Source organism: Citrobacter sp. R56 (genome assembly GCF_016811995.1).
In the GTDB taxonomy this organism is placed as follows: Bacteria; Pseudomonadota; Gammaproteobacteria; order Enterobacterales; family Enterobacteriaceae; genus Citrobacter_D; species Citrobacter_D enshiensis.
Map to the genome: position 1 here is coordinate 4,593,349 of NZ_CP069159.1, position 22,197 is coordinate 4,615,545.

At 52.1% G+C, this 22,197-nt stretch carries 17 protein-coding genes, 3 tRNA genes and 3 rRNA genes; 4 read left to right on the top strand and 19 right to left on the bottom strand.

The window, feature by feature from the left end; translation table 11 throughout:
• The 6 genes from ilvD to ilvL form a co-directional block, all read right to left on the bottom strand.
• Positions 1-1,851, bottom strand: a complete 1,851-nt coding sequence (gene ilvD, locus JM656_RS21570) for a dihydroxy-acid dehydratase (protein WP_203359481.1) — start codon at positions 1,849-1,851, stop codon at positions 1-3.
• Positions 1,852-1,911: 60 nt separating this feature from the next.
• Positions 1,912-2,841 carry a branched-chain amino acid transaminase gene (locus tag JM656_RS21575; RefSeq protein WP_192613993.1) on the bottom strand — a complete coding sequence of 310 codons (930 nt, stop codon included), beginning with the start codon at positions 2,839-2,841 and terminating at the stop codon, positions 1,912-1,914.
• Positions 2,842-2,858: 17 nt separating this feature from the next.
• Positions 2,859-3,122, bottom strand: a complete 264-nt coding sequence (gene ilvM / locus JM656_RS21580; RefSeq protein ID WP_192613994.1) for an acetolactate synthase 2 small subunit — start codon at positions 3,120-3,122, stop codon at positions 2,859-2,861.
• Positions 3,119-4,765: an acetolactate synthase 2 catalytic subunit gene (gene ilvG, locus JM656_RS21585; protein ID WP_203359482.1), complete on the bottom strand. Its 1,647-nt coding sequence runs from the start codon at positions 4,763-4,765 to the stop codon at positions 3,119-3,121. The genes ilvM and ilvG overlap by 4 nt, the downstream gene beginning before the upstream one ends.
• 2 nt (positions 4,766-4,767) lie before the next feature.
• Positions 4,768-4,818 carry a peptide IlvX gene (ilvX, locus tag JM656_RS22550; RefSeq protein ID WP_203361354.1) on the bottom strand — a complete coding sequence of 17 codons (51 nt, stop codon included), beginning with the start codon at positions 4,816-4,818 and terminating at the stop codon, positions 4,768-4,770.
• Between the two features lie 86 nt (positions 4,819-4,904).
• Positions 4,905-5,003: an ilv operon leader peptide gene (ilvL, locus tag JM656_RS21595; protein ID WP_001311244.1), complete on the bottom strand. Its 99-nt coding sequence runs from the start codon at positions 5,001-5,003 to the stop codon at positions 4,905-4,907.
• Positions 5,004-5,354: 351 nt separating this feature from the next.
• Between ilvL and JM656_RS21600 the strand changes: the two genes are divergently transcribed.
• Positions 5,355-6,875, top strand: a complete 1,521-nt coding sequence (locus JM656_RS21600) for a YifB family Mg chelatase-like AAA ATPase (RefSeq protein WP_203359483.1) — start codon at positions 5,355-5,357, stop codon at positions 6,873-6,875.
• A 26-nt stretch (positions 6,876-6,901) separates the two neighbouring features.
• Here the strand turns inward: JM656_RS21600 and maoP are convergent, their stop codons facing one another.
• Positions 6,902-7,240 carry a macrodomain Ori organization protein MaoP gene (maoP, locus tag JM656_RS21605; protein ID WP_162380306.1) on the bottom strand — a complete coding sequence of 113 codons (339 nt, stop codon included), beginning with the start codon at positions 7,238-7,240 and terminating at the stop codon, positions 6,902-6,904.
• Between the two features lie 106 nt (positions 7,241-7,346).
• Here maoP and hdfR point away from each other — a divergent pair, with 106 nt between their 5' ends.
• A complete protein-coding gene (hdfR, locus tag JM656_RS21610) occupies positions 7,347-8,192 on the top strand; it encodes an HTH-type transcriptional regulator HdfR (RefSeq protein WP_203359484.1) in 846 nt (281 codons plus the stop codon).
• A 117-nt stretch (positions 8,193-8,309) separates the two neighbouring features.
• Here hdfR and JM656_RS21615 read toward each other — a convergent pair.
• The 6 genes from JM656_RS21615 to JM656_RS21640 form a co-directional block, all read right to left on the bottom strand.
• A tRNA-Trp gene (locus tag JM656_RS21615) sits at positions 8,310-8,385 on the bottom strand.
• Between the two features lie 53 nt (positions 8,386-8,438).
• Positions 8,439-8,515 (bottom strand) — tRNA-Asp (locus tag JM656_RS21620).
• A gap of 51 nt (positions 8,516-8,566) precedes the next feature.
• Positions 8,567-8,682 (bottom strand): 5S ribosomal RNA (gene rrf, locus JM656_RS21625).
• A 94-nt stretch (positions 8,683-8,776) separates the two neighbouring features.
• Positions 8,777-11,686 (bottom strand): 23S ribosomal RNA (locus JM656_RS21630).
• A 216-nt stretch (positions 11,687-11,902) separates the two neighbouring features.
• Positions 11,903-11,978, bottom strand: a tRNA-Glu gene (locus tag JM656_RS21635).
• Between the two features lie 85 nt (positions 11,979-12,063).
• Positions 12,064-13,605 (bottom strand): 16S ribosomal RNA (locus JM656_RS21640).
• Together the 16S, 23S and 5S rRNA genes with 3 tRNA genes alongside form the textbook arrangement of a ribosomal RNA operon.
• A gap of 479 nt (positions 13,606-14,084) precedes the next feature.
• On the opposite strand from JM656_RS21640, the gene JM656_RS21645 reads away from it, so the two are divergent.
• Entirely contained in the window at positions 14,085-14,789 is a 705-nt protein-coding gene (locus JM656_RS21645; RefSeq protein ID WP_203359485.1) for a FadR/GntR family transcriptional regulator, read from the top strand.
• An 11-nt stretch (positions 14,790-14,800) separates the two neighbouring features.
• Positions 14,801-16,228: a multidrug transporter subunit MdtD gene (gene mdtD / locus JM656_RS21650; RefSeq protein ID WP_203359486.1), complete on the top strand. Its 1,428-nt coding sequence runs from the start codon at positions 14,801-14,803 to the stop codon at positions 16,226-16,228.
• On the opposite strand, the gene rbsR is transcribed toward mdtD, so the two are convergent.
• From rbsR to rbsD, 6 genes are all read right to left on the bottom strand, one after another.
• Positions 16,194-17,192, bottom strand: coding sequence for a ribose operon transcriptional repressor RbsR (rbsR, locus tag JM656_RS21655; RefSeq protein ID WP_192614000.1), 999 nt, complete (start codon positions 17,190-17,192; stop codon positions 16,194-16,196). The genes mdtD and rbsR overlap by 35 nt on opposite strands.
• Positions 17,193-17,195: 3 nt before the next feature.
• Positions 17,196-18,125, bottom strand: a complete 930-nt coding sequence (gene rbsK / locus JM656_RS21660) for a ribokinase (protein ID WP_203359487.1) — start codon at positions 18,123-18,125, stop codon at positions 17,196-17,198.
• Positions 18,126-18,272: 147 nt separating this feature from the next.
• Positions 18,273-19,163, bottom strand: coding sequence for a ribose ABC transporter substrate-binding protein RbsB (gene rbsB, locus JM656_RS21665; protein WP_162382715.1), 891 nt, complete (start codon positions 19,161-19,163; stop codon positions 18,273-18,275).
• Between the two features lie 24 nt (positions 19,164-19,187).
• Positions 19,188-20,153, bottom strand: coding sequence for a ribose ABC transporter permease (rbsC, locus tag JM656_RS21670; RefSeq protein ID WP_203359488.1), 966 nt, complete (start codon positions 20,151-20,153; stop codon positions 19,188-19,190).
• 5 nt (positions 20,154-20,158) lie between these two features.
• Complete coding sequence (rbsA, locus tag JM656_RS21675) at positions 20,159-21,664, bottom strand: ribose ABC transporter ATP-binding protein RbsA (protein WP_203359489.1); 1,506 nt, start codon at positions 21,662-21,664, stop codon at positions 20,159-20,161.
• A 7-nt stretch (positions 21,665-21,671) separates the two neighbouring features.
• On the bottom strand, positions 21,672-22,091 hold the full coding sequence (gene rbsD / locus JM656_RS21680; protein WP_192614005.1) for a D-ribose pyranase: 420 nt from the start codon (positions 22,089-22,091) through the stop codon (positions 21,672-21,674).
• Positions 22,092-22,197: the final 106 nt, after the last annotated feature.

Consider the following 22,197-nt stretch of genomic DNA (forward strand, 5'->3'; position numbering starts at 1 on the left):
TTAACCCCCCAGCTTCGATTTATCGCGCACCGCACCTTTGTCGGCGCTGGTCGCCAGGCTGGCGTAGGCACGCAGGGCAAAAGAGACCTGACGTTCACGGTTCTTCGGCGTCCAGGCTTTATCGCCACGGGCTTCCTGCGCCTCACGGCGTGCCGCAATTTCCTGCTCGCTCAGTTGCAGTTGGATGCCGCGATTCGGGATATCAATTTCGATCAGATCGCCGTCTTCAATGATCGCAATATTGCCGCCGCTCGCCGCCTCCGGAGAGACGTGGCCAATAGAAAGACCGGAAGTACCGCCAGAGAAACGACCGTCGGTCACCAGTGCACAGGCTTTGCCGAGGCCCATCGATTTCAGGAACGTGGTGGGATAAAGCATCTCCTGCATCCCCGGGCCGCCTTTCGGGCCTTCGTAGCGGATGACAACCACATCGCCAGCGACCACTTTGCCACCGAGGATGGCTTCTACAGCATCGTCCTGGCTTTCGTAGACTTTGGCCGGGCCGGTGAATTTGAGGATGCTATCGTCGACACCTGCGGTTTTGACGATGCAGCCGTTTTCCGCGAAGTTGCCGTAAAGCACGGCCAGGCCGCCGTCTTTGCTGTAAGCATGCTCCAGAGAGCGGATACAGCCATTCGCGCGGTCATCATCCAGCGTATCCCAGCGGCAATCCTGCGAGAATGCCTGGGTGGTGCGGATACCCGCAGGCCCTGCGCGGAACATGGTTTTCACGGCGTCGTCCTGCGTCACAACAACGTCGTATTGCTCAAGGGTTTGCGGCAGCGTCAGACCGAGCACGTTCTTCACGTCACGGTTAAGCAGTTTGGCGCGATCCAGTTCGCCCAGAATCCCCAGTACGCCGCCCGCGCGGTGGACGTCTTCCATATGGTATTTCTGCGTGCTCGGCGCGACTTTACACAGCTGAGGGACTTTGCGCGAAAGCTTGTCGATATCACTCATGGTGAAATCAATTTCGGCTTCCTGCGCCGCCGCCAGCAGATGCAGAACGGTGTTGGTGGAACCGCCCATCGCGATATCTAGCGTCATGGCGTTTTCGAACGCGGCTTTGTTGGCGATATTGCGCGGCAGCGCGCTGGCATCATCCTGCTCGTAATAACGTTTGGTCAGTTCAACGATGCGCGTACCGGCATTGAGGAACAGCTGTTTACGGTCGACGTGGGTCGCCAGCAGCGAGCCATTGCCCGGCTGCGACAGGCCCAGCGCTTCGGTCAGACAGTTCATTGAGTTGGCGGTGAACATGCCAGAACAGGAGCCGCAAGTCGGACACGCGGAGCGTTCTACCTGATCGCTCTGCTCGTCGGAGACTTTCGGGTCCGCACCCTGAATCATCGCGTCAACAAGGTCGAGCTTGATGATTTGATCGGAGAGTTTGGTTTTCCCGGCTTCCATCGGGCCGCCGGAAACAAAGATCACCGGAATGTTCAGGCGCAGGGAGGCCATCAGCATCCCTGGGGTGATTTTGTCGCAGTTGGAGATGCAGACCATCGCGTCTGCGCAGTGGGCGTTGACCATATACTCAACAGAGTCGGCGATCAGCTCGCGAGACGGCAGTGAATAAAGCATACCCCCGTGGCCCATGGCGATACCGTCGTCCACCGCAATGGTGTTGAACTCTTTGGCAACACCGCCTGCCGCTTCAATCTGTTCTGCAACCAGTTTACCGAGGTCGCGCAGGTGCACATGGCCCGGCACAAACTGGGTAAACGAGTTTACAACCGCAATAATCGGCTTGCCGAAATCGGCGTCGGTCATCCCGGTTGCGCGCCACAGTGCGCGGGCCCCCGCCATATTACGGCCATGGGTGGTGGTAGCGGAACGATACTTAGGCATGCTTTATTTACTCCCGTCTGACTATTTAGCGGGACGGTGCGTGCCGTCCCGAATTTATACTTATGGATTAACCTGATCCAACCAGCCCCATTTATCTTCCGTTTCACCGGTGAAGAGGCCAAAGAATGCTTGCTGGATGCGTTTGGTGACCGGGCCACAGCGACCTTCACCCACCTGGATGCCGTCTACACTGCGAACTGGCGTGATTTCTGCTGCAGTTCCGGACATGAACACTTCATCCGCCAGATACAGTGATTCGCGGGACAGCACTTGCTCACGCACTTCGATATCCAGCTCTTTCGCCAGCTTGATAATGGCATCGCGGGTGATACCCGGCAGCGCGGATGAGGTGAACGGCGGGGTGAACAGAATGCCGTCTTTCACTTCAAACAGGTTTTCGCCTGCGCCTTCGGAAATGTAGCCGTTCACATCCAGCGCAATCCCTTCCTGATAACCGTGGCGACGCGCTTCGCTACCGACCAGCAGAGAAGAAAGATAGTTACCGCCCGCTTTTGCCGCGGTCGGAATGGTGTTTGGCGCAACGCGGTTCCAGGAAGAAACCATCGCATCGATCCCCTGCTCCAGTGCTTCAGCGCCCAGATAGGCTCCCCACGGGAACGCGGCGATAATCACATCAGTGGTGTATCCCGCAGGTGGGTTAACGCCCATCCCCACATCGCCCACAAAGACCAGTGGCCGAATATACGCGCTGGTCAGATTGTTTTTGCGGATAACGGCGCGGCAGGCTTCCATTAACTCATCAACGCTCTGAGTCACCGGGAAACGATAAATTTTTGCTGAGTCGCGAAGGCGCTGCATGTGTTCGCGATGGCGGAACACCACAGGTCCTTTGTGAGAATCGTAGCAACGGATCCCTTCAAACACTGAAGTACCGTAGTGCAACGCGTGGGACATTACGTGAACTTTCGCATCTTCCCAACGAATCATCTCGCCATTGGACCAAATGTAATCAGCTTTTTTCGTCGTCATTTTTCTTCCTTTTGCGCTCAGGCGCGGATCTGTTGTGATGTGGTTGTGCTCTGGCAAATGGCAACATGTGCAACGTCTACCAGTTTACTTAACTGACTAAACAGTAAGTCGACCGACCGGGGGCTGGCAACGGTCAATTCGATATTTATATTCTGCGCATCGCTGGCTGTTTCCATATTCATAGCGCACACCTGAAAACCGCGATGACGTACCACACGTAAAACACGCTCTAACGTTTCCGGACTGAAACGCGCCGCCACATTAACCTGATGTTGCATCATGATAATTTCTCCAGCATTTCTGAGTTACTGGCGCCGGGGGGCACCAGGGGCCAGACATTCTCAAGCTCGTCGATTGAGACATGAAGCAGGTAAGGCCCCTCACTGTTCAGCATGGTGTCGAGTGCCGCTTCAACCTGGTCTTTACGGGTGATGTGTTGGCCAGGAATGCCGAAGGCGCTGGCTAACATGAGGAAATCGGGATTATCGGTAAGGGTGGTTTCGCTATAGCGTTCCTGGAAAAACAGCTGCTGCCATTGTCGTACCATCCCTAAACGCTGATTATCGAGTAAGACAATTTTCAACGGTAACTGCTTGCGTTTTACGGTGCCCAGCTCCTGTACATTCATCATGAAGGAACCGTCACCGGAGATACAGATAACAGTGTCATCCGGTCGCGCCACTTGTGCGCCCACCGCCGCTGGCAGGCCGAAGCCCATCGTACCCAGGCCGCTGGAGGTGATAAAGTTTTCCGGACGGGTATAGGTCATATGCTGTGCCGACCACATCTGATGTTGCCCAACATCCGTCGTCACGACGCTGTCTGCCGGTTTACGATCTGACAACTGCTTTAACAACAGCGGGGCATAGATAGCGTCACCTGGGTGATCATAGCGCCAGCCATGTTCGGCGCGCAGTTGAGCGCAATGCTGACGCCAGGCGTCAACGTTCAACGACTGCTGCAGATCGGGCAGCAGTGTGTTCAGATCGCCCTGAAGTGTTACGTGCGCCTGACGCAGCTTGTTCATTTCGGCGGGATCGATATCCATGTGGATTACGCTGGCTTTTGGCGCAAAGGTATTTAACTTGCCAGTCACCCGGTCATCAAAACGTGCACCGACCGCCACCAGCAGATCGCATTCCTGCACCGCAAAGTTTGCCGCTTTCGTGCCATGCATCCCCAGCATGCCAAGATAATACGGATAGTCTGCATCGACAGCGCCAAGCCCTTTCAACGTGCAGGTGACTGGCATGCGAGTCGCGTCGAGAAATTCACGCAACGCGGGTACCGCCTGCGCCATCCCCACACCGCCCCCGACGTACAGCATCGGTTTTTGCGCTTGCGCTATCATTCGACACGCCTGCTCAACATCAGCGTGCGGGAACGTAACATCATTTTTCACAGTGGAGAAATAGGGCTCAAGAGAACCGCAGGCCAGTTGGATATCTTTAGGGATATCAACCAGAACGGGTCCAGGTCGTCCTGAATTCGCTATCCTGAAGGCGTCGGACATGATACGGGGTAACTCTTCCAGCGACGGCACCAGGAAGCTGTGTTTGGTGCAGGCCAGGGACAGCCCTAACACGTCCACTTCCTGAAAAGCATCGGTGCCAATGAAAGGCGCAGAAACCTGGCCAGTAATGGCGACAACAGGAACGGAATCTAACAGCGCATCCGCCAGACCGGTGATCAGATTGGTCGCCCCTGGTCCGGAGGTTGCGATACAGACGCCGGTTTTACCGGTCGAACGCGCATACCCGATGGCTGCCATAACAGCTCCCTGCTCGTGTCGGCACAACAGGTGTTCCACGCCGCCGTCATACAATGCATCGTAAACCGGCATAATTGCGCCACCGGGATAACCAAAAACGGTTTTAACACCCTGTGCTCGCAAAGCATGTACTACCCATTGCGCCCCATTCATAGTTACTTCCCCGCCATAAATTTGGAGAAACAGAATTTTATGCTGTTATTCATTTTCTGCTCCTCTGTTATGTTTTTAAGGTCAAAAAAAACCCCCGGACCTTTCGGTGCGGGGGTCTTAGTTCGTTAAGGCTTGATTCTTAAGCCTTTCCTCGTCCAAGTGCAGCCCCGCACGGTGGGATAATAATCACCACCACGCTAATCACGACCAGGCTAATCACTCGTAGAAGGGCTGTCATTTTCGTATATTCTTGCATCTTGTTCGAAGGAATACCTAAAGAGTTACCATAGATATCGCAAATAACACAAGATATTTTTATTCTCTTTTTTCTGACACAACTAACGGTTTAGTAAAAACATATTGTTTTGTATAAGAAAAATAAAAAGTGAAAATATTTCATATTATTTCCCACAGAACGGCCACTTCCCCTCCGGAATCTCGCGTACTTTCCCTTTTGCGAGCAGTATTCCAATCATCGACCTTCCATTTCAAGGTTGCATAAAAACTCATGAATCAGCCGCTAAAAGTCGTTACTTAGCTAAACATTGTCATCATTATCTTCGACATAATGACCGTATCAGGAGGAGTTATGTCACTTTCGATTGTTCACACTCGCGCCGCCCTTGGCGTTAATGCCCCCCCTATAACTATCGAGGTCCATATCAGCAATGGCCTTCCTGGTTTAACCATGGTGGGATTACCTGAAACCACAGTAAAAGAGGCTCGAGATCGGGTGCGCAGCGCCATTATCAATAGTGGGTATGAATTTCCGGCGAAGAAAATCACGATCAACCTCGCCCCGGCCGATCTCCCCAAAGAGGGAGGGAGATATGATTTACCTATCGCTGTCGCGCTTCTGACTGCATCAGAGCAGCTAACAACACACAGACTTAGCGAATATGAATTAGTAGGTGAATTGGCGCTTACAGGGGCGTTACGCGGCGTTCCCGGAGCGATTTCGAGCGCAACAGAAGCGATTCGTGCTGGCAGGAGGATTATTGTCGCCAGTGATAATGCCGCTGAAGTCGGTTTAATCAGTGGCGAGGGGTGCCTGATAGCCGATCATTTACAATCCGTATGCGCATTTCTGGAGGGTAAGCATGAGCTTGAAAGGCCTGTAACAGGCGATCTCGCTTCCGGCGCGTCGTCGGATGACCTCAGTGATGTCATCGGCCAGGAACAAGGAAAGCGAGGACTGGAAATTACTGCAGCGGGTGGCCATAACTTGCTGCTGATAGGACCTCCCGGAACAGGAAAAACAATGCTTGCCAGTCGCTTAAATGGGCTGCTTCCGCCACTCAGCAACGAAGAAGCACTGGAAAGCGCAGCGATTCTCAGTCTGGTCAATTCCGACACCGTACAAAAGCGCTGGAAGCAGCGCCCATTCCGCTCACCTCACCACAGTGCATCATTGGCCGCCATGGTCGGTGGTGGCTCAATACCCGCCCCAGGAGAAATCTCGCTGGCGCACAATGGCATTCTGTTTCTTGATGAACTGCCTGAATTTGAACGACGTACGCTGGACGCGTTGCGGGAACCCATTGAGTCCGGGAAAATTCATCTTTCCCGCACGCGAGCGAAAATTACCTATCCAGCACGTTTCCAGTTGATTGCCGCCATGAATCCCAGTCCCACAGGCCACTATCAGGGAAACCATAATCGCTGTACTCCTGAGCAGACACTGCGCTATCTCAACCGTCTATCCGGTCCTTTTCTCGATCGCTTTGATCTTTCACTCGAGATCCCACTCCCACCACCTGGCATTCTTAGCCAGTCGATAGCCAAAGGAGAAGATAGTTTTACGGTTAAACAACGTGTTATCGCTGCCCAGGAACGTCAGTACACACGACAGGGAAAATTAAACGCGCAAATGAATACTCAGGAAATTCGGAAGCACTGCAATTTGCACAGTGATGATGCACACTGGCTTGAGGAAACGCTGCTGCAGTTGGGGTTATCTGTACGCGCCTGGCAACGACTGCTGAAAGTTGCACGTACCATTGCCGATATTGAGCACTCAGACAGTATTAAACGACAGCACCTACAAGAAGCTGTCGGCTATCGGGCGATAGACAGACTGCTCATTCATCTGCAGAAACTGCTGGCATAAAAAAAGGGCAAAATGCCCTTTTTTTATTAATCGTCAGATTCGGTGTAATCTTCAGCGCCTTCCATCTGCGGCTTACCACCAGACAGCGTGTGAAAACGCTTGGGACGCTTGATACGCGTCATGTATTTAGACCAAACGCGTTCAGCCTCTGTTACAGGTTCACGTTCGCCACGGCATACCGCGACAAACAGTTTTTCTTCTTCAGTAACTGGCTCACGTTTACCCAGATCCAGCTCATTAAAGGCATAACCATAACGTTCAAGCAGTTGTGCCTCTTTGATGGTGAAATCACCATGACGAGAGAATCCGCGAGGATAATACTTATTGTCGAAATATCGATTAGTCGTCGTAAAGCTTTCCGCCATCCTGCACGCTCCTAATTCTTTGGCCGAGCTATTTATGGCGCGGAGTATTAGTTACGCTTGACAGAGTGTAAAACAAAAGATTTAAATCATAACGACAAATAATTTTGTGGAGCGCATTGTGGATACGGAATTGTTGAAAACTTTCCTGGAAGTGAGTCGGACACGCCACTTTGGTCGTGCAGCTGAAGCACTCTATCTGACTCAATCAGCAGTAAGTTTTCGTATTAGACAACTGGAAAATCAGCTTGGCGTGAACCTGTTCACTCGCCACAGAAACAATATCCGTTTAACTGCGGCCGGAGAGAAGCTTCTGCCTTATGCAGAAACACTGATGAACACGTGGCAGGCCGCACGCAAAGAGGTCGCACATACGTCACGGCATAATGAATTTTCTATCGGTGCCAGCGCCTCTCTTTGGGAGTGCATGCTAAATGACTGGCTGGGACGGCTGTACCAGTCTCAGGACCCGCAAGCCAGTCTGCAATTTGAGGCCAGAATAGCTCAGAGACAGTCGTTAGTTAAGCAACTCCATGAGCGCCAACTGGATCTTCTGATTACCACTGAAGCGCCCAAAATGGACGAATTTAGTAGCCAGCTTCTCGGCCACTTCACATTAGCGCTTTACAGCACCGCTCCATCTCGAACAAAAGACGAGTTGAATTACTTACGTCTTGAATGGGGCCCAGACTTTCAACAACATGAAACAGGATTGATTGCGAGTGATGAAGTCCCCGTACTCACAACCAGTTCAGCAGAACTCGCACGGCAACAACTTTCTCCCCTCAACGGCTGCAGTTGGCTACCGGTGACCTGGGCTAAAGAGAAAGGTGGACTCCACACGGTTACCGATAGCTCAACGCTTTCACGACCGTTATATGCAATATGGTTACAAAATAGCGATAAAAATGCGTTAATTCGCGATCTTCTAAAAACAAACGTACTGGAAGATTAAGGTAGTTGGATCTGGCAAGGATGCCGGGTGAAATACAATAACAGGTGATGTGGACACTACTTCCAGGCAAGTTTCAGGCAAAAAAAAATCCTTAGCAAATATGCTAAGGATTATTTCTGGCAGGGGCGGAGAGACTCGAACTCGCGACACCCGGTTTTGGAGACCGGTGCTCTACCAACTGAGCTACGCCCCTAAATTTTCTTATCATTAAGCCTGCTAATATAGCAGGCTTAATTTTCTAATAAGTGGCGGAACGGACGGGACTCGAACCCGCGACCCCCTGCGTGACAGGCAGGTATTCTAACCAACTGAACTACCGCTCCACCGAATTTTTCTACAACTACCGGAATACTCCGGTTACTGCTAAATTTGATGCCTGGCAGTTCCCTACTCTCGCATGGGGAGACCCCACACTACCATCGGCGCTACGGCGTTTCACTTCTGAGTTCGGCATGGGGTCAGGTGGGACCACCGCGCTACAGCCGCCAGGCAAATTCTGTTTATCAACATGTCCTTTGAACACGTTAATTTAATCTGTATCAAGCTGATTATTGGTCTCTTCGCCAAAACACCTTTGGCGTTGTAAGGTTAAGCCTCACGGTTCATTAGTATCGGTTAGCTCAACGTATCGCTACGCTTACACACCCGACCTATCAACGTCGTAGTCTTCAACGTTCCTTCAGGAGACTTATAGTCTCAGGGAGAACTCATCTCGGGGCAAGTTTCGTGCTTAGATGCTTTCAGCACTTATCTCTTCCGCATTTAGCTACCGGGCAATGCCATTGGCATGACAACCCGAACACCAGTGATGCGTCCACTCCGGTCCTCTCGTACTAGGAGCAGCCCCCCTCAATTCTCCAGCGCCCACGGCAGATAGGGACCGAACTGTCTCACGACGTTCTAAACCCAGCTCGCGTACCACTTTAAATGGCGAACAGCCATACCCTTGGGACCTACTTCAGCCCCAGGATGTGATGAGCCGACATCGAGGTGCCAAACACCGCCGTCGATATGAACTCTTGGGCGGTATCAGCCTGTTATCCCCGGAGTACCTTTTATCCGTTGAGCGATGGCCCTTCCATTCAGAACCACCGGATCACTAAGACCTGCTTTCGCACCTGCTCGAGCCGTCACTCTCGCAGTCAAGCTAGCTTATGCCTTTGCACTAACCTCCTGATGTCCGACCAGGATTAGCTAACCTTCGTGCTCCTCCGTTACTCTTTAGGAGGAGACCGCCCCAGTCAAACTACCCACCAGACACTGTCCGCAACCCGGATCACGGGTCTACGTTAGAACACCAGCCATTAAAGGGTGGTATTTCAAGGTTGGCTCCATGCAGACTGGCGTCCACACTTCAAAGCCTCCCACCTATCCTACACATCAAGGACCAGTGTTCAGTGTCAAGCTATAGTAAAGGTTCACGGGGTCTTTCCGTCTTGCCGCGGGTACACTGCATCTTCACAGCGAGTTCAATTTCACTGAGTCTCGGGTGGAGACAGCCTGGCCATCATTACGCCATTCGTGCAGGTCGGAACTTACCCGACAAGGAATTTCGCTACCTTAGGACCGTTATAGTTACGGCCGCCGTTTACCGGGGCTTCGATCAAGAGCTTCTCCTTACGGATAACCCCATCAATTAACCTTCCGGCACCGGGCAGGCGTCACACCGTATACGTCCACTTTCGTGTTTGCACAGTGCTGTGTTTTTAATAAACAGTTGCAGCCAGCTGGTATCTTCGACTGATTTCAGCTCCACGAGCAAGTCGCTTCACCTACATATCAGCGTGCCTTCTCCCGAAGTTACGGCACCATTTTGCCTAGTTCCTTCACCCGAGTTCTCTCAAGCGCCTTGGTATTCTCTACCTGACCACCTGTGTCGGTTTGGGGTACGATTTTGTGTTACCTGATGCTTAGAGGCTTTTCCTGGAAGCAGGGCATTTGTTACTTCAGCACCGTAGTGCCTCGTCATCACACCTCAGCGTTAATAAGGAACCGGATTTACCTGGAACCTCCGCCTACATGCTTAAACCGGGACAACCGTCGCCCGGCCAACATAGCCTTCTCCGTCCCCCCTTCGCAGTAACACCAAGTACAGGAATATTAACCTGTTTCCCATCGACTACGCCTTTCGGCCTCGCCTTAGGGGTCGACTCACCCTGCCCCGATTAACGTTGGACAGGAACCCTTGGTCTTCCGGCGAGCGGGCTTTTCACCCGCTTTATCGTTACTTATGTCAGCATTCGCACTTCTGATACCTCCAGCAACCCTCACAGGCCACCTTCAACGGCTTACAGAACGCTCCCCTACCCAACAACACATAGTGTCGCTGCCGCAGCTTCGGTGCATGGTTTAGCCCCGTTACATCTTCCGCGCAGGCCGACTCGACCAGTGAGCTATTACGCTTTCTTTAAATGATGGCTGCTTCTAAGCCAACATCCTGGCTGTCTGTGCCTTCCCACATCGTTTCCCACTTAACCATGACTTTGGGACCTTAGCTGGCGGTCTGGGTTGTTTCCCTCTTCACGACGGACGTTAGCACCCGCCGTGTGTCTCCCGTGATAACATTCTTCGGTATTCGCAGTTTGCATCGGGTTGGTAAGTCGGGATGACCCCCTAGCCGAAACAGTGCTCTACCCCCGAAGATGAGTTCACGAGGCGCTACCTAAATAGCTTTCGGGGAGAACCAGCTATCTCCCGGTTTGATTGGCCTTTCACCCCCAGCCACAAGTCATCCGCTAATTTTTCAACATTAGTCGGTTCGGTCCTCCAGTTAGTGTTACCCAACCTTCAACCTGCCCATGGCTAGATCACCGGGTTTCGGGTCTATACCCTGCAACTTAACGCCCAGTTAAGACTCGGTTTCCCTTCGGCTCCCCTATTCGGTTAACCTTGCTACAGAATATAAGTCGCTGACCCATTATACAAAAGGTACGCAGTCACCCTGATAAATCAAGGCTCCCACTGCTTGTACGTACACGGTTTCAGGTTCTTTTTCACTCCCCTCGCCGGGGTTCTTTTCGCCTTTCCCTCACGGTACTGGTTCACTATCGGTCAGTCAGGAGTATTTAGCCTTGGAGGATGGTCCCCCCATATTCAGACAGGATACCACGTGTCCCGCCCTACTCTTCGAGTTCACAACACATGCGATTTTGTGTACGGGGCTATCACCCTGTATCGCCGGACTTTCCAGACCGTTCCACTACCACACATGCTGATTCAGACTCTGGGCTGCTCCCCGTTCGCTCGCCGCTACTGGGGGAATCTCGGTTGATTTCTTTTCCTCGGGGTACTTAGATGTTTCAGTTCCCCCGGTTCGCTTCATTACGCTATGTATTCACGTAATGATAGTGTGACGAATCACACTGGGTTTCCCCATTCGGAAATCGCCGGTTATAACGGTTCATATCACCTTACCGACGCTTATCGCAGATTAGCACGTCCTTCATCGCCTCTGACTGCCAGGGCATCCACCGTGTACGCTTAGTCGCTTAACCTCACAACCCGAAGGTGTTTCGTAAAACACATCGTGTTGCGAAAATTTGAGAGACTCGAACACACCGCTTGTCTGTTCTTATTACGGAGAACAGACACAGTGTGTCGTTTCAATTTTCAGCTTGATCCAGATTTTTAAAGAGCAAATATCTCAAACATGACTCGGAAGTCAGTTTTGAGATATTAAGGCAGGTGACTTTCACTCACGAACCAGCAAGTGGCGTCCCCTAGGGGATTCGAACCCCTGTTACCGCCGTGAAAGGGCGGTGTCCTGGGCCTCTAGACGAAGGGGACACTGAAGTCTCAATCGCAAGACGCCTTGCTATTTACTTTTCATCAGACAATCTGTGTGAGCACTACAAAGGCAGGTTCTTTAAGGTAAGGAGGTGATCCAACCGCAGGTTCCCCTACGGTTACCTTGTTACGACTTCACCCCAGTCATGAATCACAAAGTGGTAAGCGCCCTCCCGAAGGTTAAGCTACCTACTTCTTTTGCAACCCACTCCCATGGTGTGACGGGCGGTGTGTACAAGGCCCGGGAACGTATTCACCGTGGCATTCTGATCCACGATTACTAGCGATTCCGACTTCACGGAGTCGAGTTGCAGACTCCGATCCGGACTACGACATACTTTATGAGGTCCGCTTGCTCTCGCGAGGTCGCTTCTCTTTGTATATGCCATTGTAGCACGTGTGTAGCCCTACTCGTAAGGGCCATGATGACTTGACGTCATCCCCACCTTCCTCCAGTTTATCACTGGCAGTCTCCTTTGAGTTCCCGGCCGAACCGCTGGCAACAAAGGATAAGGGTTGCGCTCGTTGCGGGACTTAACCCAACATTTCACAACACGAGCTGACGACAGCCATGCAGCACCTGTCTCACGGTTCCCGAAGGCACTAAAGCATCTCTGCTAAATTCCGTGGATGTCAAGAGTAGGTAAGGTTCTTCGCGTTGCATCGAATTAAACCACATGCTCCACCGCTTGTGCGGGCCCCCGTCAATTCATTTGAGTTTTAACCTTGCGGCCGTACTCCCCAGGCGGTCGACTTAACGCGTTAGCTCCGGAAGCCACGCCTCAAGGGCACAACCTCCAAGTCGACATCGTTTACGGCGTGGACTACCAGGGTATCTAATCCTGTTTGCTCCCCACGCTTTCGCACCTGAGCGTCAGTCTTTGTCCAGGGGGCCGCCTTCGCCACCGGTATTCCTCCAGATCTCTACGCATTTCACCGCTACACCTGGAATTCTACCCCCCTCTACAAGACTCTAGCCTGCCAGTTTCGGATGCAGTTCCCAGGTTGAGCCCGGGGATTTCACATCCGACTTGACAGACCGCCTGCGTGCGCTTTACGCCCAGTAATTCCGATTAACGCTTGCACCCTCCGTATTACCGCGGCTGCTGGCACGGAGTTAGCCGGTGCTTCTTCTGCGGGTAACGTCAATCGACACGGTTATTAACCGTATCGCCTTCCTCCCCGCTGAAAGTACTTTACAACCCGAAGGCCTTCTTCATACACGCGGCATGGCTGCATCAGGCTTGCGCCCATTGTGCAATATTCCCCACTGCTGCCTCCCGTAGGAGTCTGGACCGTGTCTCAGTTCCAGTGTGGCTGGTCATCCTCTCAGACCAGCTAGGGATCGTCGCCTAGGTGAGCCGTTACCCCACCTACTAGCTAATCCCATCTGGGCACATCCGATGGCAAGAGGCCCGAAGGTCCCCCTCTTTGGTCTTGCGACGTTATGCGGTATTAGCTACCGTTTCCAGTAGTTATCCCCCTCCATCGGGCAGTTTCCCAGACATTACTCACCCGTCCGCCACTCGTCACCCAAGGAGCAAGCTCCTCTGTGCTACCGTTCGACTTGCATGTGTTAGGCCTGCCGCCAGCGTTCAATCTGAGCCATGATCAAACTCTTCAATTTAAGTTTGATGCTCGTGAATTAAACTTCGTAATGAATTACGTATGTTCACTCTTGAGACTTGGTATTCATTTTTCGTCTTTCGACGTTAAGAATCCGTATCTTCGAGTGCCCACACAGATTGTCTGATAAATTGTTAAAGAGCAGTGCCGCTTCGCTTTTTCTCAGCGGCGCGGGGTGTGCATATTACGCCATCCCGCTACAGAGTCAAGCATTTAATTTTGCTTTTCTCTGCGAAGTTCTCAGTGGAACCCCGCTGACCCGGCGGCTTGCGTGCCGTTGTTCCGTGTCAGTGGAGGCGCATTATAGGGAGTTATTTCAGGCTGACAAGCGGAAATTTAAAATAACTTTCTGACTGTCTCTTTTTTCACCAAAATGGCCATTAAGATGCCACAAAATAAGCAAATTGTCGTTTTTGCAGCCGCAATCACACTTCCTGGTGGCATACTAAAGAGTGAGAATTCGAGAAAGGAAGACCATTCATGCCTTTAAGCGCACAACAGTTAGCCGCACAGAAAAATCTTTCCTATGTTCTGGCCGAAAAGCTGGCGCAGCGGATATTAAAAGGTGAATACGCCCCCGGCACCATTCTGCCCGGTGAAATAGAGTTAGGTTCACAATTTGGCGTAAGTCGTACCGCAGTGCGTGAAGCCGTGAAAACGTTAACCGCCAAAGGCATGGTTTTACCACGTCCGCGAATTGGTACGCGGGTGATGCCGCAGGCGAACTGGAATTTTCTCGATCAGGAGTTGCTCACCTGGTGGATGACAGAAGAAAACGTCCATCAGGTCATCGAACATTTTCTGGTGATGCGCATTAGCCTGGAGCCTCAGGCATGTTTACTGGCAGCAACGATAGGTACAGCTGAACAGAAGGCATATCTGAACGCATTAATGGAAGAGATGGTCGCGCTGAAAAAGAACTTTAAGCGTGAGCGCTGGGTTGAAGTCGATATGGCCTGGCATGAGCACATCTATAAGATGAGTGCTAATCCCTTTCTTATCTCTTTTGCGACCTTATTCCATTCTGTCTACCACACCTACTTTACCTCTATTACCTATAACGACGTGGTGAAGCTTGATTTGCACCAGGCCATTGTCGATGCGATAGAAAAAAGCGATGGCGATCTCGCCTTTAAGGCTTGTCAGGCATTACTCATTGCGCCAAACGAGCAACCAGACAAATAACGAGATACTGAATGTCAGAAAAAAAAGCGCGCAGTATGGCTGGGTTGCCGTGGATAGCAGCCATGGCCTTTTTTATGCAGGCCCTGGATGCCACAATCCTTAATACTGCCCTCCCCGCCATTGCGCAGAGCCTTAACCGTTCCCCGCTGGCGATGCAGTCTGCCATTATCAGCTACACCCTAACAGTCGCAATGTTGATTCCGGTGAGTGGATGGTTGGCAGACCGTTTTGGCACCCGCCGCATTTTTATGATTGCCGTCAGTTTATTTACGCTAGGCTCTCTGGCATGCGCGCTTTCGGGATCGTTAACCGAATTAGTCATTTTTCGCGTGATACAAGGGATCGGCGGCGCAATGATGATGCCGGTCGCCCGTCTGGCATTATTGCGGGCATATCCTCGCAGTGAACTGCTCCCGGTACTCAATTTTGTTACGATGCCAGGCCTGGTCGGTCCAATCCTCGGTCCCGTGTTGGGGGGAGTACTGGTAACCTGGGCAAGCTGGCACTGGATCTTCCTGATTAATATTCCTATTGGCGTGGCCGGTATTTTGTATGCACGCAAATACATGCCTAACTTTACGACGCCACGTCGCCGCTTCGATATGACCGGATTCTTTCTTTTTGGCTTAAGTCTGGTGTTGTTTTCCAGCGGAATGGAGTTGTTTGGCGAGAAGATTGTCGCAAGCTGGATCGCGCTGAGCATTATTGCCTGCAGTGTTGTATTGCTGCTGACGTATATCCGTCATGCCCGCCGCCACCCTACTCCTTTAATCGCCCTGCCTATTTTCAAAACGCGGACCTTTTCTGTCGGTATTGCTGGGAATCTCGCAACGCGCCTGGGTACAGGATGTGTTCCTTTCTTAATGCCGCTCATGCTACAGGTGGGGTTCGGTTATCCGGCGCTGATTGCCGGTTGTATGATGGCGCCGACGGCATTGGGATCCATTCTGGCTAAATCTACCGTTACACAGGTGCTGCGTCGCCTTGGATACCGGAAAACACTGGTCGGTATTACCGTATTTATCGGCCTGATGATTGCTCAGTTTTCTCTGCAATCCCCCGCGATGCCAGTGTGGATGCTGATTCTGCCGCTGTTTGTGCTGGGGATGGCGATGTCTACCCAGTTTACCGCCATGAACACGATCACGCTTGCCGACCTGACCGATGACAATGCCAGTAGCGGGAATAGCGTACTGGCTGTCACACAACAACTGTCGATCAGTTTAGGCGTCGCTATCAGCGCCGCTGTGCTGCGCATTTATGAAGGAATGGAAGGCACCAACACGGTTGAGCAGTTCCATTATACCTTTATGACTATGGGTGCGATTACCGTGGTCTCCGCACTCATGTTCATGCTGCTAAAAACCAAAGACGGCCGCAATCTGATCAAAGAGCGGCATACGTCTAAACCGACCCCCGCGCCATCAAAACCGGAGTAAGCTGCAAGCGCTGCTGTTGTAATGCGGGCTGAGCCATACGATGAATTAACACATCGATGGCCAGTTCGCCCAACTCATCTTTGGCTTGATGAATCGTGGTGAGCGGTGGCGTCATATAACGTGCCAGTTCAATGTCGTCATAACCAATCACCGCCATATCCTGTGGAATACGCAATCCAGCCTGATATAACGCCTGATAAGCACCAACGGCCATTGCATCATTACCGGTGAAGACCGCTTGCGGTCGTTCCTGATGTGACAGCAGTGTTTGCATCGCTTCAAACCCACCGCCAAACTCAAAATCACCGGTGATCTCGTAACCTTCCGGGATAGCCAGTCCGGCACGGTTCATCGCCGCCCGGTAGCCTTCCAGTCGCAAACGCGCCGGCGTTTTATCCAGCGGCCCGGTAATACACGCAATGCGTGTAAAACCTTTATCGATCAGGTACTGCGTCGCTAAATCCCCGCCTAACAGCGAGTTATCCTGAATAAGATCGCTTTCACCTTCACCATCAAAGGGGGACCAGTCCATCATGACTGTCGGAATGGAAGGGTAGCGCTGCATGATCTCCCGGGAAGGCTGATGTGTTTCGGTACAAAGCAGCAGTAAACCATCGACCCGCTTTTGCATCAGCGTTTCCAGATTACGGTTCATACGTTGCTCATCGCCTTCGGTATTGCATAACACCAGGCTATAGCCCCGCTCAAAACAGCTACGCTCAACGCCGCGAACAAGTTCTGAATAAAAAGGGTTGGTACTGGCTGTGATCAGCATACCTATCGTGCGGGTCTGATTTAATTTCAGGCTACGCGCCAGGGCGGAAGGCGCGTAGTTTAATTCTTTAATCGCTGCTTCGACTTTCCCGGTAATGGTCTCGCTAACAAAGCGATCCTTATTAATCACGTGAGAGACTGTCGAAGTAGAAACACCCGCCAGGCGGGCAACATCCTTCATTGTAGCCAAACGTTACCTCTGCTGACCCAAAAACGCCTCAATCTCTTCGCGCCACGGAACAGAGGGCTGCGCACCTTTACGCGTTACCGCAATGGCGGCAGCGGCATGCGCAAAGCGAATGGCTTCAGGCAACGGAGTCTCTTCCAGTAACGCGGTAATCAGTGCGCCGTTAAAGGTATCTCCGGCTGCAATCGTGTCGACAGCGTCGACTTTAAAACCAGGAACCCGCTGACCTTCTCCATCCACACTGGCCCAGACGCCACGGCTTCCTAATGTTATCAATACGGTATGAATACCTTTGGCATGCAACGCCTGAGCAGCCTTCGCGGCATCTTCATCGTTTTCTACCCGAATACCGGTCAGCTTCTCAGCTTCCGTTTCGTTAGGCGTAATAATGTCCACCAGCGCCAGCAGTTCGTCGGAAAGTTCACGAGCAGGTGCCGGGTTAAGCGCCACAGTGGTTTTATTCTGATGGGCAATTTTGGCCGCCGCCAATACGCTTTCAATGGGAGACTCCAGCTGCATCAATAATGCAGATGCCTGGGCAATTCGCTCGCGTTGTGCATCCACCAGCTCAGGCGACAGCGCCGCATTTGCCCCCGCATGGATGGCGATGACGTTTTCGCCTTCGCCATTGACGAATATCAGCGCCACTCCTGTCGCTTCACCTTTGATCACGCTAATTGGTGTGATATCGATATTGTCGCTGACTAGCTGTTTACGAACGCTTTCGCCAATGTCGTCATCGCCCGTACAGGCAATAAACGCAATATTTGCACCACTACGGCCCGCAGCAACCGCCTGATTGGCGCCTTTTCCACCAAACGCCACCTGATAGTGGTTCCCTGTTACGGTTTCGCCTGGGGTTGGAAAGGATTTTAGATTAAGGATGTGATCGGCATTAATACTGCCAAGAACAACGAGGTTGCCTGCGGTTTTCATGTTCGGAATGTCCAGTAAAGTGCGCCACCGTATTAGGGTGGCGCGTGCCCTGCTTTTCTTTTTACGCTTTCATCTTCAGAATGTTTGTACCTTCTGAGGATGGCGTATTTATGTCGCCATCAGGCAGTAAACTGCCTGAATCGCTTATTACTGCTTGATGACCAGCTTCAGGTCAACCGGATATTGAGCCTGAACCTTCTCACCTTTCAGCACTTTATCAGCGGTCTCAACACCTTTAGCACCGATTTGATCCGGCAACTGAGCAATGGTCGCAGCCAGTTTGCCATCATTTACTGCTTTTTCGCCATCCGGCGTGCCGTCAAATCCAACCACCATCACATCAGATTTACCTGCGGTTTGCAGAGCGCGCAGCGCACCGAGCGCCATTTCGTCGTTCTGAGCAAATACGGCCTGTACATCCGGATGCGCGGTCAGCAGGTTCTGCATCACGTTCAGACCTTTGGTACGGTCAAAGTCAGCAGGCTGGCTGGCAAGCACATTGAATTTGTGAGCAGCAACGGCCTGCTGGAAGCCTTCACCACGCTCGCGCGCGGCAGAAGTCCCCGCAATCCCCTGCAGTTCAATAACTTTCGCACCTTCACCCGCTTTCTTCGCGATGTAATCACCCGCAATCTTACCGCCCAGCACGTTATCTGAAGCGATATGACTGACCACTTCGCCTTTAGACGCTACACGGTCCAGGGTGATGACCGGGATTTTGGCCTGGTTAGCCATCTTCACCGCATTACCTACCGCGTCGGAATCGGTTGGGTTGATCAACAGAATTTTGGTGCCGCGTACCGTTAAATCCTGCACGTTCGCCAGCTCTTTTGCCGGGTTATTCTGCGAATCCAGCACCACCAGGTTATAGCCCAGTTTATCTGCTTCTTTCTGAGCACCTTCTTTCAGGGTGACAAAGAACGGGTTGTTCAGAGTGGAGATCACCAGCGCAATGGTGTCTTTTGCCATCGCATTCGCGCTCACGGTGGCGCTAAGCGCAACAGCAGAAACCAGGGTAGCCAGTTTTTTCATGTTCATATTTAAGATGTCCTGTAGTCGTTGTTACTGCTTTTTGTTGTCTACCAGTACCGCCAGCAAAATCACCACCGCTTTGACGATCATCTGGTAATAGGAGGAAACACCTAACAAATTCAAACCATTATTGAGGAAGCCAAGGATCAGTGCGCCGATCAATGTCCCCACAATACGTCCTTTGCCACCAGCAAGGCTGGTACCGCCCAGAACGACCGCGGCGATGGCATCCAGCTCATACCCCGTACCTGCCGTGGGTTGCGCTGATGAAAGACGAGCCACTTCGATAATGCCCGCCAGTGATGCCAGTAGCCCACATAATGAATAGACGATAATTTTGACTTTGCTGACGCTAATGCCGGACAAGCGCGTTGCGGCTTCGTTGCCGCCCAACGCGTAGATATAGCGACCCAGGCGGGTATGGTGCAGCATGTACCACGCCGCAAGGAAGACAATCCCCATAATCCAGACCGGCGTTGGGACGCCCAACGGACGACCAATACCGAACCAGCCGAACAGATCCGCATTATCCGTAAATCCGGTATTTACCGGGCTACCGTTGGTATACACCATCGTGACACCACGCAGCAGCAGCATCATCACCAGCGTGGCGATAAACGCCTGAACGCGGCCTTTCGCGACAATCACCCCAGTCAGCGCACCAATGGCTGCGCCTAAGGCCAGCGCAGCGGCAACGGCCACCAGCGCGTTAACTTCAATTCCGACAATCGACGCCGCAACAGCACCGGTGAGCGCCAACAGAGAACCGACAGACAAATCGATACCTGACGTCAGAATGACCAGCGTCATCCCCACCGCCATAATGGCGTTGACTGAGGTTTGCTGAAGAATGTTGAACAGGTTATTAACGGTAAAAAAGTTAGGACTCATCGTGGAAACAATCGCGATCAGCACCAGCAGGGCTATGAGCGACTTCTGCTCCATCAGCCACGCTTTGGTGAAATAACGGCGACCAGAAACAGCCTGGGTAGTCATCTTTTTTACTCCTGATTCACGCGATTAAGCTTGCCCACAGCGGCAGCCATTAATACTTCCTGGGTGGCCTGCTCGCGAGTGAATTCACCGCCGAGATGCCCTTCATGCATGACGATGATGCGATCGCTCATGCCTAATACTTCTGGCATCTCAGATGAGACCAGAATGATGCTCAGGCCATCGGCCTTAAACTGGTTAATAAGCTGATAAATCTCTTTTTTAGCGCCCACATCCACGCCACGGGTCGGCTCATCGAGGATCAGCACTTTTGGACGCGTCATTAAACCGCGGGCAATCGCCACCTTCTGTTGGTTTCCCCCGGAGAGTAAGCCAATCGCCTGTTCCATTGACGGCGTTTTCACGTTGAACAGGCGGATGAAATCACTGACCGCCTGTTGTTCATCTTTGTGTTTAAGGCTACCGCCGGTACGACTGAAGTAACCTAACGCGGTCAACGACATGTTCTCTTTCACCGACATACCAAGCACTAAGCCGTCACGCTTACGGTCTTCAGAAATGTAGACAATACCGTTCGCCAGGCCATCCTGCGGCGAACGCGCCACCACTTCATGACCGTCGAGAGTGACATAGCCGCTGGTGCGAGGCAGCGCGCCATACAGCACCTTCATCAGTTCGGTACGCCCGGCACCCATCAAGCCCGAAATCCCCAGGATCTCGCCCTTGCGTAGCGTAAAGGAAACTCCATTAACGCCGGGACCGCACAGATTATCCACTTTCAGACGGACCTCTCCCGGCGCGTTATTCAGGCGCGGGTACTGATCCTCAAGCTTACGACCGACCATCATTTCAATGAGTGAATCTTCGGTCAGCGAGGCCACTTCGCGCTCGGCAATAAATTGCCCGTCACGAAAAACGGTCACGTCATCGCAAATGTCGAAGATCTCTTTCATACGATGAGAAATATAGACAATCCCGCGCCCCTGCGACTTCAATTCGCGAATAACGCGGAACAGAGATTCCGTTTCGGTATCGGTAAGCGCATCCGTTGGTTCATCCATAATGATGACTCTGGATTCAAAGCTCAGCACTTTGGCGATTTCCACCATCTGCTGATCGCCAATCGACAGCTCGCCCACCAGCCTGTCGCTTTTAAAGCGCAGGTTGAGCTTTGAGAGCAGGACGTCGGCTTCGGCATACATCTTTTTCCAGTCGATTTTGCCAAAGCGATTCACAAACTCACGGCCCAGAAAAATGTTCTCGGCGATGGTGAGTTGCGGGATCAGGTTCAGTTCCTGGTGAATGATGCCGATACCGGCTTCCTGAGAAGATTTAGGGCCGTTAAAGGTGGTCTCTTTTCCCAACCACAACAAAGAGCCCGCATCACGTGAGTAGATGCCGGTTAACACTTTCATCATGGTGGATTTGCCCGCGCCGTTCTCGCCTACCAGCGCCATGACGCGGCCTGGATAAACATTCAACGCGGCGCCGGACAGCGCTTTTACGCCCGGGAACGCTTTATCGATCCCTTTGAGTTGCAGTAATGCGTCCATGATGGCCTCAGAACGTGACGCCAGCACAGAGAATAATATTCGCGTACGGAGAACACTCTCCGCTGCGAATGACCGCCTGACTGTCTGCGGTTTGTTTTTTGAATTGTTCGTGCGTGGTGTAACGAATTTCTATGGTGTTTCCCTGGTGTTGTTGCAGTTGCTCAATGTGTTTGAGCAACGTTTCGTGGAGCTGCGGATTATGTTGTTTGATTTCCGTCGCGAGAATAGCCGACTCGACCTGCATTTCACGGGTGACGACATCCAGTACCTGCATAAACGAAGGCACTCCCTGGGTTAATGCCATATCAATACGCGATGTGCTGCCCGGAATGGGTAAACCCGCATCACACACCACCAGCGTATCGGTATGCCCCAGACGGGAAATCACCGATGAAATTTCAGAATTGAGTACCGTGCCTTTCTTCATTTTCTTACCCCACTAGCGAAACGTTTCGCTGACGATAAGTTTAGTCGCAATAATGCTCAGATAACCACCTTGAGGTTACTGAAATGTGATCGGTATCGAAACGTTT

Bases quoted from the DNA above. Each gene is read 5' to 3' on its own strand.
- ilvL (WP_001311244.1), bottom strand. From the start codon at position 5,003: ATGACAGCCCTTCTACGAGTGATTAGCCTGGTCGTGATTAGCGTGGTG.
- ilvM (WP_192613994.1), bottom strand. From the start codon at position 3,122: ATGATGCAACATCAGGTTAATGTGGCGGCGCGTTTCAGTCCGGAAACG.
- JM656_RS21600 (WP_203359483.1), top strand. From the start codon at position 5,355: ATGTCACTTTCGATTGTTCACACTCGCGCCGCCCTTGGCGTTAATGCC.
- rbsC (WP_203359488.1), bottom strand. From the start codon at position 20,153: ATGACTACCCAGGCTGTTTCTGGTCGCCGTTATTTCACCAAAGCGTGG.
- rbsB (WP_162382715.1), bottom strand. From the start codon at position 19,163: ATGAACATGAAAAAACTGGCTACCCTGGTTTCTGCTGTTGCGCTTAGC.
- mdtD (WP_203359486.1), top strand. From the start codon at position 14,801: ATGTCAGAAAAAAAAGCGCGCAGTATGGCTGGGTTGCCGTGGATAGCA.
- rbsK (WP_203359487.1), bottom strand. From the start codon at position 18,125: ATGAAAACCGCAGGCAACCTCGTTGTTCTTGGCAGTATTAATGCCGAT.
- rbsD (WP_192614005.1), bottom strand. From the start codon at position 22,091: ATGAAGAAAGGCACGGTACTCAATTCTGAAATTTCATCGGTGATTTCC.
- JM656_RS21645 (WP_203359485.1), top strand. From the start codon at position 14,085: ATGCCTTTAAGCGCACAACAGTTAGCCGCACAGAAAAATCTTTCCTAT.
- rbsA (WP_203359489.1), bottom strand. From the start codon at position 21,664: ATGGACGCATTACTGCAACTCAAAGGGATCGATAAAGCGTTCCCGGGC.
- maoP (WP_162380306.1), bottom strand. From the start codon at position 7,240: ATGGCGGAAAGCTTTACGACGACTAATCGATATTTCGACAATAAGTAT.
- ilvG (WP_203359482.1), bottom strand. From the start codon at position 4,765: ATGAATGGGGCGCAATGGGTAGTACATGCTTTGCGAGCACAGGGTGTT.
- JM656_RS21575 (WP_192613993.1), bottom strand. From the start codon at position 2,841: ATGACGACGAAAAAAGCTGATTACATTTGGTCCAATGGCGAGATGATT.
- ilvD (WP_203359481.1), bottom strand. From the start codon at position 1,851: ATGCCTAAGTATCGTTCCGCTACCACCACCCATGGCCGTAATATGGCG.